This is a genomic window from Nocardia sp. NPDC052254 (assembly GCF_040679495.1).
GTDB lineage: Bacteria > Actinomycetota > Actinomycetes > Mycobacteriales > Mycobacteriaceae > Nocardia.
This window is the reverse complement of sequence record NZ_JBFAUW010000003.1, coordinates 67,276-79,940: the sequence shown is the minus strand read 5'-3', so window position 1 is coordinate 79,940 and position 12,665 is coordinate 67,276. Positions and strand designations below refer to the sequence as shown.

Below are 12,665 nucleotides of genomic sequence, written 5' to 3'. Positions count from 1 at the left end.
ATCAACGGCCGTGCAACCGGCGCCGGGCGCCGAATTTCTGTTCCACCAGGCCCACCCAGTCATCGGCCATGAAGCCGACCATCGACCACGCCACCCGAACCCGCTCGTCACCGATGTCGCCGATGGCCCGCAACAGCACGGTCGCGCGCACCTGCGCGGCGGCCAGACCGTCGACGGCCGCACCCAGTGACCGCGCACCGGCGGGCGCGACCGTACGCGCACCGGCCCACTGGTCGATGGCGACGACGATTTCCCGACGGCGGCAATCGATTTCCGCCGCTCGCACCGGCGTGGATCGCCGCAACAGATGAAGTTCGGCCAGCTCCCGCGCACAACGGGTGATCGGATGATCGTCGCGGTGATCGCCGATATGTCCGCAGCAGGCGGCGAGTAGTTCGTGTTCGTCGGGCATTCCGCGATGAATGTCGGTAGCCGTGTCCGGGGCGCCCGTCCCCACGGCGCCCCGGCCCACCTCGGCGGTACAACGACCGCGCAGCCCGCCCGGACCGGTCCACGCGGTGCGGCCGGATGGCTGCGGTGCGGCGGACATCGGATACACCTCCGGGAAGGTCGTGGATGCACCCGACGCCACGAACAAAACACCGGACCGCGAGCCCGATGCGGTAAGGGCGAACCGCACCGGATCCGGTGCCTCGCACGATGCGAAGGGGCAATCCTGCGGCGCCGGGTGCTACTTCTCAGCGTGCGCTCTCGCGGCGGTCCGGTCACTGCCCTTTCAGTGGCCTTCCGGTGCCATTCGGAAAGCCACCGCCCCCAACACCGGGACTATCGCCAGGTCAGCGCCTGTGCGATGAGAATCGCGTACAGCAGCAGTACGAATACCACAGCGGGTACGACCGGAAATTCCGGGGGAGACGAATTCCCTGACGCCTCCGGACCGCACGCCGGATTCGGTGTCCCGGACACGCCCGGACCAGCTACTTCGCCAGGACCTGCCGCCTCGTCCGGCCCAGCCGACGCGACCGCGGCAACCGTTGGGCCGGTATCGAATCGGCCGGCCGTGCGCAGGAAGGCCGCCGTCGCGACGATCGGGATCACCGACGACACCGCCGGCATCCACAGCAGCAGCGCCCACGGCATCGGACGGTCCCAGGGCCGCACCAGCAGCAGATCCGCCGCAACCGCGATCACCGCGAAAGCACCCGTGGCCACGGCACTTCCGGTGCTACCGAGGACGTTCGAGTAGTACCACTGTCCCGGTCGCGAATCCCGCACGGTCTTGCGTGCGAATTCGAAATGCAGGAAGGCGCCGGCGAAGATCACCGCGACCGCGGCCGTGCCCCAACCGGATTCGACCTGACCGGTGTCGACGGCGGAGCGCACGATGTAGCCGATGATCCACAACTGCACCGGGTAGGTCACCGCCAGATTCAGCAGCAGATTTCCGCGCACCGCCACCGAGACCGCCTCCAGCCCCCACAGTGCGAGCCCGTAGAGCATCGAGGCGACCACCAGCACCACCGACCACCACGACAGCAGTGCCGACACCACGGTCAGCGCGACGGCGACCACCCCGATCGCGACCCACAACTCGACGACGGTGATCGCGCCACAGACCAGCGGCCGGTCCGGATGGTGTATCCGGTCGTAATCGAGATCCTTGATCTCGTCGACCATCCGCAGATACAGCAGCAGCACCGCGACCACGACGATCCGCACGACCGTCGCCCAGCCGGGCCGCCACGGCGTGTCCGGATGGGACACGATCGCGGCGGTACCTTCCACGGCTGCCACGAACAGCACCGCGTACAGCAGATGGTGGGTCTCGTAGCGCACGACGACGAAGCGCGCGATACGCGACACCGACCCGAGCAGACGTCCGGGCGTCGCCGAATTCACCGTGGTGGCTTCGGCTCTCACCGCCGGTCGCCTCCCCGGTCCACCGGAACTCCGCGCGGCGCGCTCAGCATTCCGCCTCGTCGGTCTCGTACCGCAGTCCGATCCGCGCGGCCACCGCACCGAACTGCCGGATTTCGCAGTCGATCTGTCCGGGAATGGAATCGGAGGGGTGTGCCACGGCCGCGGTGGGGCTGTCCAACTCCACGAACCGATCGAACGAACTGCTGATCCCGAGCAGCCGGCGCGGCGGGGCAGGCGACATCGAGGCCACGATCTGCCGGGCCCCCTCCAGCAGCAACGTGCCGGGCACGTGATCGAGCGGATGATCGAACAGGATCGGATGCGCGGTGTCGACGACCACCTCCGCCGTCACCTCACCCGCATCGTGGCCGATCGATCCGATCACCACATTACGGGCGTCGGAGCGCCCGACCGCCGTCGGCTCCGCGCGCACACCCAGGGGCACCGGATCGCCGAGTTCGCCCATGCCGACGCTGTCGCGGAAGCCGCTGCGCAACGCCGCCCAGCGCGACGGCGGCATCCAGGTGAACGAGCCGTCCACGATCATCAACGGCGTTCCGTCACATTCGATATCGAGCACCATGTCGACACCGTGCACCATCTCACCGCGCCGATGCCGGCGCGAGATCTGCACCGACATCACCAGTTCCGCGGGTGAGCGGCCGATCCGCCAGCCCGCACCGGGCGCGACGGCGCCATTGAAGGTACGCACGACGAAGCCGAAATCCTCGGGCACACCGAGAAATTCGTGGGTGAGCGCGATCGCTGCCTGGCGCGCCGACTCCATCACCAGCATCGGATCGTATTCGGCGTCCCAGGGTGCACGGTGGTCGCCGTAGAAGGCGTGCATCCGCGGCAACTGGGCACCGACCACGAAATCGTCGGGCCCGGTTCGCTGCAACGAGGTCACGAAGACCTCCGCCACCGCGCAGCGGTGGGCGAGGTGCCGGGAAATGGTCTGTACGTGGCTCGCTGTCGCAACGGCCGTGGCTTCTGTGGTCATGGTCGTGCCTCCAACCAATCGTGGGCGGATACCGGCGGCAGGGTCTGTCGGTGCGCACCGTTTCGCATGGGCAGAACGAGGGAACCGAGCACGATCACCGACCACGGATCAACCGTGCGGCCGGTGGCCCAGGCGCGCCGGAGCAGCCGGGCACAGTCCTCGTCGCTCTCCGGATCGAAATCGGCGGGTGCGTCACCCATATCGGCCAGCAGCCGGGTCACGGCCGCCCCGCGACCGAAATCGCGTGCGGGTGTGTGGGAATACAGTTCGGCGGCCAGGGCGATGGCATCGTCACCGGCCTCGGTGCCGGCACCGATCTCCCGCAGGATCTCTTCGCGCGTGCCAGTGTCGAAGTAGATCGAGAACTCGCGCAGCACATCCGCCGGATCGTCGGGGGAATGCACGAGATTCAGCAGATAGCTGTGGCGCCCCAGCAGATATCGCAGTTGGCCCGGCTGCCGCTTGCGCGGATCGGTCGGGCCCTTGGCCGCCGTGAGCCGCACCGGCGTCGGCAGCGGTGCCGGATCGCCGGCGACGACGAGAACCAGCGCGCCGGACAATCCGACCAGCAGATCCGCCAGCCGCCGCCGCTCCGGCGACGCGATGTTCCACGCGAAATACCACAGCGCCCGCACCAGATGCCGGTCCACCGGGCAGCTGCGGGCGGAGACGATCCGGAAACCGTTGTCTCGCAGCCAGTCGACGGTGGGCTCGACGGCCCTGCCGACGATCGCGTCCGGCTTCAGCAGCAGCAGCGAGTGCCGCACGGCGAATTCGGCCGCGTCCAAGCCCGCCGCGTCGAGCTGGTCGACGGTCTCCTGGACATAGGTGTCCTCGGAATATCTGGCCGCCTTGTCGGGCAGCGGGGTCGCCGTGGACAGCAACTCCACCAGGTTCATCGGGTACCTCCCGCGGCCGGTGTGAACCGTGCCAGCACCTCGTCCATCGAGGGCAGCGGTTCACCGAGATATCCCGATTCCAGACAGTAATCGAGCAGTGTTCGCAGGTAGGGCTTCCCGGTGCCGGGACAGTCCCGGCCGAGCAGTGCGCGCGTTGCGGTGGTGTCGAACGCCGGACGGCGAGCGAAGTAGCTGGTGTAGAGGGATCCGATGCGCTGAAAATACTCGCGTTCCAGAGGCTCGAGGTCGGCGACCGCGAACGAGGATTCGGGAACGAAGGACGCGACCCGGAAGGACGGATACTCGGCGAACACGTCCGAGATGTCGCGCAGCGACAGCGCGTCGGCACCGACAGCATGGTGCGTCCGGCCCTCGGCGGCATCGAAATCGGCAACCGCCGCGGCGATCACGTCGGCGACGAAATCCACCGGTGCGGGTGCGATGGTGGCGTCGTAGCGGCCGGGCAACGACCGCAGCTTGCCCTCGACGATCAGTTTCACCACGGTGTAGAGGTTCTTGTACTCCCGGATGGTGCCGGTCGCTACGGTTCCGGTCACGACTCCCGGCCGCACGATCGCCCAGCGCAGACCCGGACTGCAGCGCACGAGCCGCTCGGCCCGGAACTTACTGTCCTCGTAGCCGTTTCCGAAGGCCTGCCCGGCATCCAGATCGTCCTCCGCGACCACGCCCGACCGGATACCGCAGACATAGGCGGTACTCACATGCACCAGCGGTACGTCCCAGCGCCGCGCCAACTCGATCACGTGGGCGGTGCCGCGCACGTTGAGCTGCTCGTATTCGCCCGGAGTGGCATCGAACGCGGTGGTCGCGGCCGAGTGCACGATCATGCCGACCCGGGCACCGAGATCCCGGACATCGGTGTCGGGCAGACCCAGCTGCGGCTGCCGAATGTCACCGCGCACGGTCGCCACCGGTGCGGCCTCGGATCCGTCGTTACGGATGATCCGGCCGTTGTCGTGCAACAGGCCGACCACCGGCCGGCCGGCCGCGCCGAGTCGCGCGACGACTTCGGCGCCGACCAGACCGCCGGCGCCGGTGACCAGCACCGCCTGCCGCGCGCTCACTGCCGCACCCCCTCGACCAGGGCCACCACATCCGCGACGCACCGCACACCCGTCAGCTGTTCGGGACGGTAGCGCGGCAGGTCGAAGGCGCGCTCGAGGGCCAGCGTGAGCTCCATGAGCCGCAGCGAATCGAAGCCCAGGTCCTCGACCAGGCGCAGCTCGCCGGTGAGTTCACCGGGTCTCGTCGGCGCCATGGCGCCGACGAGCTGTCGAACCTGCTCGGCCACCGTATTTTTCACATTGGTCATCGCGGGCCTCCGTGTTGCTGATGGGGTTGCCGTCCGCCCGAGCCGAGCAGGTCGCGGGCCTCGTCCAGCGGCAGCTCGGTATCGAGATAGGCGGCCGGCCGCAGCCAGTCGTAGCTGATGTCGAGTGTGCGCCGCCACTGCTCCCGCGAGTCGAACGACGCCGGAAATTGTGTGCCACCGGCCATCTCGCGCACCTCGGCGATCAGCTCGTCGAGAACCGCCAGTTCCGCCGGGCCGCCCGCGCCGGAATCCACAACCCCGGAGAAACGCACACTCGCCGCCCGGCCGACGAGTTCGGTCAGATCCTCGCCGCGGGGTAACAGCGCCGCCAGCGTACGCACCGGCGCCACATCGGCGGGCAACGGGTGAATACCGTAGGTGGACAGGGCCATTCGAACACACATCGCGATGGCGCGATGGGCCGCGATCTCGGCCACCTCACCCTGCCCGGATTTGACCGCGCCCATCAGATCCTCACGGGCGTTCTCCAGCACCACATTCGACCAGACCACCTCCATCGCACAGCCGACGAACCGTTGCGCCGGCAGCGGTGACAGGGTCGCGATCGGCCGGTCCGCTCCACCACCCCCGAGTCCGAGTGCGGGCACCCGGGCAGAGGGCACCGGCGTGAACGGTCGCACGGGTTTGCACATCGCCAGTGCCGGAGTCAGCGCCCGGCCACCACGCAGCGCCAGGCCGACGAATCCGAGCCGGACGAATTCGGCCAGCTCGGCACCGATCGGAGCCCGGCCCAGCAGATCGGCGACCGATTTGCGCGGCACGACCGACCGCCAGGCCGCGGCCCCCGCGTCCGACAGCGCGAACACATCCTGATCGTCGCGGATGACATGGATTCGATCACCGATCGGCCAGGTCGTCACCGCATCGCGTCGGGTCACCAGCACCCGGCCCGGATCGTCGGCCACGTCGTCGATCCCGAATTCCGTTGCGAGCGCGCAGGTCTCGGCCACCGTACGGACGGGCGCGCCGTCGCGGTATGCCCCGATGAGCCGTCCGGCCTCCGCATCACCGCCCGCCGCGATCCGGTCGAGTTGCCGCGGCAGCCATTTCGTCTCCAGATAGGTCTCCCCGCGGGACGCGGCCCACGACTTCACCGCCTGCAGCAGACCGTCGCGGGCCCAGCCCTCGGCTTCTTCGCCGGCGCCCATGGCCCGCAACGCGACCGCGTACCACAACGCGTCCCGGCTGCGCCGCGCCCACCAGTGCGCCATCGTCACCGCGAAGTCCGCGGCGGGCACCAGCGCCGCCAGCCCGGCCAGATCGACCTCGGAGCCCGAACGCACCACGGTCGCGTTGCCGAAACGCTGACAGCGGTTGAGCACATCCTCGTCGAGCTCACCGATGTCGGTGGCCCCGGCGACCCGTTCGAGCTGTGCCCGCAGTTGAGCCTCCGACCGGGTGCGGATCTCGATGCGGCGGCCGTCGGCGAAGACAACGGTCGGCAGCGTCGGCATATCCCCCGCACCCGGAGACACGATCAGGAAATCGATATCGGAGCCCTCGTTGCCGAATCCCTCCGCCAGCGACCCCTCGAACAAGGCGGCGGAATTCGGCGGCACCGTCACCGATGCCAAGGCGGCATCGAGCAGTTGCTCGATCCGTGCCGGCGGGAGTGCCGGTGCCGCAACGGAATGGGTGACGGCCGTATCGTCCACCGGGTGTTCGGTGGCGCCGTCGAGCCGGCCCTCGGCATACAGTTGCCACATGTGCCTGCGCCGCGGCTTACCGCTCGAGGTACGACGGATGAACCCACGCGGACCCGTCACCACCGCGACCGATCCCGCGGGTCCGAGCTCACCGCGAACCACGGTGCGCGCCTTGGTGATCCAGTCGCCCGGCGCGGTCTCGGCGAACAGGACGATGCCCGGAACACCGCTACCCGCCAACGCGACCGCGGCGAGTTTGCCCTTCGTGACACCGGTTTCGCGGGCGACCCGCGATTCCACGTCCTCCATGAACACCGAACGTCCGCGCACCTTCAGGCTGGTGCCCATCCGGCCGAGGACGAACACCTCCTCGCGATAACGGAATCCGGCGTCTCCGGAGTACAGGCGGCCGTCGACGATCCGAGTGGATCCGGCGTGCTCGCCGGCGTATCCCAGCGCGACGGAATCACCGGCCACCACGATCTCGCCGAGTACCCCGTCGGGGAGTTCCCGCCCCTGTTCATCGACCACCAGGACGGTGGACTGCGGTGTGGAAAATCCGAGGCCGGTGATCCAGCCCGGTCCGCTCACCCACTGTCGGTCGCCCACCGCGGCCTCGGCGATCACCCGCACCGGCCGGCCGGGCCGCAACGTCGCGGTGTCCAGGCGCAACGCGGTCAGCGGCCGATCCCGGGCCGAGGCGCTGACCATCAGCGTCGCCTCGGCGAGGCCATAGGCCAGCCGGTAGCTGTTCGCCGAGAATCCCTGCGCTCCGGTGAGTTCGGCGAAAGCGCGCAGATCGGCGACCTCCACCGGCTCCGAGCCCACGGCCAGCGTCCGCCAGCCGGACAGGTCCAGATCCGCGATCTCCTCCGGGGCGACCCGGTGGGCCACATAGCCGAGCGCGAAGGACGGCGAGGGCGAGTGCTGGGCGTGTGTCATGGCCCGCAGCCAGCGCGCCGGATCCCGGACGAACTGATCCGGGCGCATCAGATACAGGTCACCCTGTTGAGCGACCGTGGTCAGGAATGCCCCGACCAGTCCCATATCGTGATAGAGCGGCAGCCACGACACCATCGCGTCACCGGGCTGCCAGTCCGTCATGTCGCCGATCATCCGGATATTGCTCGCCAGGTTGTGCCACGACACCCGCACTCCGCGCGGGTCCCCGGTCGACCCGGAGGTGAACTGCAGCAGCGCGGTCTCGGATACGGGGGCCAGCGCCTTGTCGGTGGTACTCCCGGATTCGGTGAGCACCACCGGGTCATCGGTGCGGCCTGCCGCCGTCATCGCTTCCCGCACCGGTGTTTCCAATTCCACCGAGGTCACGACCAGCCGGGGCGCGGCCTGCACCAGGACCGCCGCGACGTGTGAGATGTATTGCGCCATATCGGCGAACAGCGGCGGTGCGATCGGCGTGAACACCCCACCGCAGGCCCACACCGCGTAGAAGGCCGCGACGCACGGGAATCCGGTGGGCATGACGACGCAGACACCGGCGTCGGTACCCATTCCGCGCTCGCGCAGCCGTCCGGCCATCGACCAGGTGAGGTCGGCCAGTTCCGCATAACTGCGGAACTGCCAGCCGTCCTCCTCGTCGGCGAGATGAATTCCGGTGTCGGCGGCCGGATTCACCAGCCAGCCGCGCACCAGACCCTCGTCGGCACTCGAGATGTGCGAATCAGCGGACATCGTTTTCCTCCCCTTCCTCCAGCACGGCCACGGTGCCGGCGGTGCCGTCCACCCGCAGCGGCATTCCGGTACGGACGGTCCGGGTCACACCCGGAATCTGCACCACGGTCGGCACGCCCAGTTCGCGGGCGACGATGGCGACATGGGTCAGCGGGCTGCCGCGCTCGATCACCAGCGCGGTAGCCGACGGCAGTACCGCCACCCAGCCCGGATCGGTCCGGTAGGTGACCAGCACCCCGCCGGCGACATCGCGCGGCTCGTCCACCACGACCGCGGCTCCGGTACCGACTCCGCCACCGGAGGGTGTTCCGGTGAACACCGCCCCCGCCGTGGCGGCCGGGGTGTCGGTGACGGGCACCCACCCGGCGGCGGCCAGCTCCGCGGGCCCGAACCCGTCACCGTGCGTGACGAACCGCGGCGGCGCCACCAGACGGGCGTCGGCGGCACGCTGTTGTTTGCGAGCGGCGACCACTGCCCGCAGATCGGCGGTCTCGCCCCCCTCGTAGCATCCGCGCAGTTGCGGCAGCGTCAGCTGGAACACATCGGAGAAGTCATCGATGATGTCGCGTCGCACCAGATCTCGTCCCATGATCCGGATCGTCCGCTTGACCATCCCGAAGGCCCGGGTGCGGCAGAAACGCAAGCTTTCCCGGTGGCCCGCGCAGCGAGCGACCTTGCGGCGCAATCGTTCGTAGATCGCGCGCCGCCAACCACCCAGATGCTCATCGAGGTACCGCTGCGCATGGTCGGCGGCACGGTTCTGTGATTCCGGCAGCGCGGCCAGCAGCATGACGAACAGGGCGGACGGATCCTCACGCAGATCCGGTGTCTCCAGTTTCAGCTCGTCCACGCTGCGATAGCCGTATCGATCGATGTAGTCGTCGACCCGGGCGCGGAACTCGTCGTACCCACCTCCCGCGAGCACATCGTAAACACGCTCCGGCGCAGTGGTTTCCACCACCTTGCGCAATTCCGGATCGGCCCGCACCAGCGCCGCCAGCTCAGACATCGCCCGTGCGGGCTCGGCGGATTCGACATCGGCCCCCGGGCCCGCGACCGCGTAGAGGAACCATTCCGGCGCCTTCGGCAGGAATATCCGGGTGAGCACGTACAGCAGTCCGGTGAGCGTGAGCAGCATCGCGTCCAGGACCATCATCGGACCCCAGCGATGCACGAGTTCGGAATCCAGTTCGCGGTAGCGCGCATAGGCCTGTGGGCCGGTGTCGGCGCTGTCGTCGTGCGCTTCGAAGTCGTCGTAGACCCGGTAGAAATCGTCGAGGAATTCGCGCATCATGGCATCGATGCCGCGGATGCGGCGAATATAGACGGCGGTGGTGCGAGCCCGGGCGATCAGGCGAGTGATCGGATTGCCGAATTCGTACGGGCGCAACGTCTTCGCGATCTCGTCCGGCAACGGCTCGGCGACGCCGAGTGCGGCCTCGAGGACCTTGCGGTTGAGCGGATAGCCGGGCGCGATACCCACCATCCGATACCAGTGCAGCAGATTGTAGTAGACCCGGCCGTGAAAATAGCCCAGCAGCACCGGCGTCCAGCTGTCGGTCTGGCGTACCTGTTCGGGCGCCACGCCCAGGGACCGCGCATAGTCGCGATAGACCCGGCCGTAGATATCGGCTGCGGTGGTGAAGGTCAGCGGCGAGGTGATGCCGTTGAAACTCTCGATGATGTTGGAGTTGTCCCAGATTCGCTGCGCACCCTCGGGCACGGATTCCCCCGCGCCGAGCACCCGCGTTCCGACCGCGGTCGTGACCGGACGCGCCTGCAGCACCCACAGCCGTCCGTCGGGGTCGAAGGCCCATTCCACATCTTGCGGCGAACCCGCCTTCTCCTCGATGCGGCGGCCGAGTTCGACGACCTGGCCCAGCTGCGTCGCATCCAGCGCGGTCCGCTCCCGCAGTGCCGGTCCGACTTCCTCGGCGACACAACCCTGTTCACCGTCGGCGCGATAGCGGGTCGACTTCTCACCCAGGACCGATTCCACGACCGTTCCCGAAACCTTGTCCACGACATGTGAATCGGCATCGACCGCACCGGAAACCAACCCTTCGCCCAGCCCGTATACCGCGCTGACCACCATCCGATCGGTGGTGCCGGTACTCGGGTCACAGGTGAACAGCACACCGCTGACCTCGGCCGCGACCATCCGCTGGACGATCACCGCCGGGATCCCCGGCAGCGCCAGGCCGTGCGCGAAGCAGTAGCCGATCAACCGGGGCGCCAGCGCCGAAGCCCAGCACGCGGCCACCGCACCGGCCACCGCTTCGGCACCGGTGACGTTCAGGAACGAATCGAACTGCCCGGCAAACGAATACGCTGTCCCATCCTCGACCGCCGCCGACGAGCGCACCGCCACCGCCACGCCACCGAGCCGCTGCCACAACTCGCCCACCATCTCGACCAGCACACTGGGCGGCGCGGCGGTCATGATGCTCGCCCGCAATGCCGCACCGCGCGACAATGCCTCGTCGAGGTCGTCCGATTCGACGAATTCCGCTACCGCCGAGACAATCTCGGGTGGCATCGACTCGAACACATCCGGTGTCACCACCGACCAATCCGGCACCGGCAGCGCGGCGTCGCGCAGCCGGCGCAGGCCGGCAGCCTTGCCCCCTCCTTCGGCCGCATCCTCTAGACCCGTATCGGATCCGTGCACCAGCTCTCCCGTCCTTCTGACCGCATGCCTGCCGAGCGGTCGGCCACAGCGTTCACATACAGTGAATCTGAAATATATTCGTTTCCCTACGACGGACGTCCGAAGTCGAAAAAGCCCCGTCGAGCAGGCCGTCACCGGGGCATTGTCTCGATATACCGGGCATGCTCATCGGTGTTAACCGAAATTCGAAACAAGATCGGCTGGCCGCCCGCCGGGCTCGCAGCTACGCTACGTTCAGGCTGGTGACAATCGGTGGAGGGTGTTTCGGCGTGAGTTGGTCATTCACTCCGGACGAGTTCGCGCATGTGTGGCGCGAGACCGATCTCGATCGCCATCCCTTCCCGCTGCGAATCCTCGAGACACCCCGCACCGAGGACGAGGCCGCGACATCGCGCCGGGACCTCGACAACCGACTGCCGCTGGGCGCGGATCCGGACCTGTCGGCATGTCTGCGCATCCTCGCCGCACCACACACCCGGATCATCGCGATCGGCGGTACACACGGCCCGGGAACCGAGATTCGCGCGATCGGGGCCGCGATCTACGACCACGCCGTCCTCGCGATCCAGGATCCCGGCCGCACCCCCGGTTTCGGCGGGACGATCCGGCTGTCCATCGGCCACACGGGCAAACTCGGCGCCCGTATCGCCGCGCTGCTGCCGGACTGCCCGGCCGGCGGTGAACCCGCCCGCTCGGCCCCCTCGGACGCGGTCCGGAGCGAGGACCGGCAGCGGCAGGTACCGCCGTCGGTGCCGCGCATCCGCCGCCTGCTGCTCACACCGCACACCGCCGAGGGACACATCCGGATCGAGGGCGGATTGGACCGGGAACGGCCGCCCGCGCCGCTCTACTACACCTGGATCGATGTCGCCGACGACGGGCGATATCTCATCAAGGCCGGCGACGAGGTGCATGTGGTGCCCGCGAACCGGCAACAGATCGCCACCCATCTGCAGAAACGTCTCCCGCGCTGACCGGTGAAGCCGGTGGCCGAGCCGCGCGGGCGGTGCCGGCTGGAACTCATCCGGGAAGCCTGCCGCCGTTACGCTCGCTGCCGCCTTCCGGCTCCGACCCATTAGGCTGGACCTGACCGACCGATCTCAGGGGTGCGCATGACGATCGAGACCAGCCAGGCCGATATCGCCGGGTTCCTGCAGGCCGCGCGCGGCGGAACCGTCACCTTCGATCCAGCGGCCGCTCGGGGCTGCGCCGAGATCTACCAACAGCAGGCCGACCGGCTGCGCGAACTCCAGCAGCGCCTGGATTCGGTATCGGATCTCACCGGATTCGGCGGATTCTTCTCCGCACAACAGCTGCAGGCCGGCTTCGGCCGCAAGGCCCGCGATGCGGCCGAACTGCTCGATCAGTACATCGCCGCGGCGTATCGCATGAAAGAGGCGTTTCTGATCAGCGGCGGGCTGTACGAGGAGGCCGACAGTGCCCATGCGGCGGCACTGCGGGCCGTCGCGGCCGGGATGTCGCGATGAGCGCCCCGGCACCGCACCTCCCGTGCGGTAGC

10 protein-coding genes are annotated in these 12,665 nt (G+C 68.5%); 2 read left to right on the top strand and 8 right to left on the bottom strand.

Going from position 1 to position 12,665, the window contains the following annotated elements; all coding sequences use genetic code 11:
- Position 1 precedes the first annotated feature (1 nt).
- From AB0L57_RS09590 to AB0L57_RS09555, 8 genes are all read right to left on the bottom strand, one after another.
- On the bottom strand, positions 2–550 hold the full coding sequence (locus tag AB0L57_RS09590) for a DUF4254 domain-containing protein (protein WP_364959494.1): 549 nt from the start codon (positions 548–550) through the stop codon (positions 2–4).
- A gap of 236 nt (positions 551–786) precedes the next feature.
- Complete coding sequence (locus tag AB0L57_RS09585) at positions 787–1,881, bottom strand: hypothetical protein (protein WP_364959493.1); 1,095 nt, start codon at positions 1,879–1,881, stop codon at positions 787–789.
- A gap of 43 nt (positions 1,882–1,924) precedes the next feature.
- Positions 1,925–2,884 (bottom strand): ScbA/BarX family gamma-butyrolactone biosynthesis protein, encoded by a 960-nt coding sequence (locus AB0L57_RS09580; RefSeq protein WP_364959491.1) that lies wholly within the window; start codon positions 2,882–2,884, stop codon positions 1,925–1,927.
- A complete protein-coding gene (locus AB0L57_RS09575; RefSeq protein WP_364959489.1) occupies positions 2,881–3,783 on the bottom strand; it encodes a nucleoside-diphosphate kinase in 903 nt (300 codons plus the stop codon). The genes AB0L57_RS09580 and AB0L57_RS09575 overlap by 4 nt, the downstream gene beginning before the upstream one ends.
- Positions 3,780–4,868, bottom strand: a complete 1,089-nt coding sequence (locus AB0L57_RS09570; protein ID WP_364959487.1) for an SDR family oxidoreductase — start codon at positions 4,866–4,868, stop codon at positions 3,780–3,782. Before AB0L57_RS09570 ends, AB0L57_RS09575 begins: the two co-directional genes overlap by 4 nt.
- On the bottom strand, positions 4,865–5,116 hold the full coding sequence (locus AB0L57_RS09565; protein WP_364959485.1) for an acyl carrier protein: 252 nt from the start codon (positions 5,114–5,116) through the stop codon (positions 4,865–4,867). Before AB0L57_RS09565 ends, AB0L57_RS09570 begins: the two co-directional genes overlap by 4 nt.
- Positions 5,113–8,475, bottom strand: a complete 3,363-nt coding sequence (locus AB0L57_RS09560) for an AMP-binding protein (RefSeq protein WP_364959483.1) — start codon at positions 8,473–8,475, stop codon at positions 5,113–5,115. The genes AB0L57_RS09565 and AB0L57_RS09560 overlap by 4 nt, the downstream gene beginning before the upstream one ends.
- On the bottom strand, positions 8,465–11,146 hold the full coding sequence (locus AB0L57_RS09555; RefSeq protein WP_364959481.1) for a phosphoenolpyruvate synthase: 2,682 nt from the start codon (positions 11,144–11,146) through the stop codon (positions 8,465–8,467). Before AB0L57_RS09555 ends, AB0L57_RS09560 begins: the two co-directional genes overlap by 11 nt.
- Before the next feature lie 269 nt (positions 11,147–11,415).
- Between AB0L57_RS09555 and AB0L57_RS09550 the strand changes: the two genes are divergently transcribed.
- Positions 11,416–12,120: an ESX secretion-associated protein EspG gene (locus tag AB0L57_RS09550; RefSeq protein WP_364959480.1), complete on the top strand. Its 705-nt coding sequence runs from the start codon at positions 11,416–11,418 to the stop codon at positions 12,118–12,120.
- A 138-nt stretch (positions 12,121–12,258) separates the two neighbouring features.
- A complete protein-coding gene (locus AB0L57_RS09545; protein ID WP_364959478.1) occupies positions 12,259–12,633 on the top strand; it encodes a hypothetical protein in 375 nt (124 codons plus the stop codon).
- The last annotated feature ends 32 nt before the right edge of the window (positions 12,634–12,665 follow it).

Bases quoted from the DNA above. Each gene is read 5' to 3' on its own strand.
- AB0L57_RS09560 (WP_364959483.1), bottom strand. From the start codon at position 8,475: ATGTCCGCTGATTCGCACATCTCGAGTGCCGACGAGGGTCTGGTGCGC.
- AB0L57_RS09575 (WP_364959489.1), bottom strand. From the start codon at position 3,783: ATGAACCTGGTGGAGTTGCTGTCCACGGCGACCCCGCTGCCCGACAAG.
- AB0L57_RS09580 (WP_364959491.1), bottom strand. From the start codon at position 2,884: ATGACCACAGAAGCCACGGCCGTTGCGACAGCGAGCCACGTACAGACC.
- AB0L57_RS09590 (WP_364959494.1), bottom strand. From the start codon at position 550: ATGTCCGCCGCACCGCAGCCATCCGGCCGCACCGCGTGGACCGGTCCG.
- AB0L57_RS09565 (WP_364959485.1), bottom strand. From the start codon at position 5,116: ATGACCAATGTGAAAAATACGGTGGCCGAGCAGGTTCGACAGCTCGTC.
- AB0L57_RS09545 (WP_364959478.1), top strand. From the start codon at position 12,259: ATGACGATCGAGACCAGCCAGGCCGATATCGCCGGGTTCCTGCAGGCC.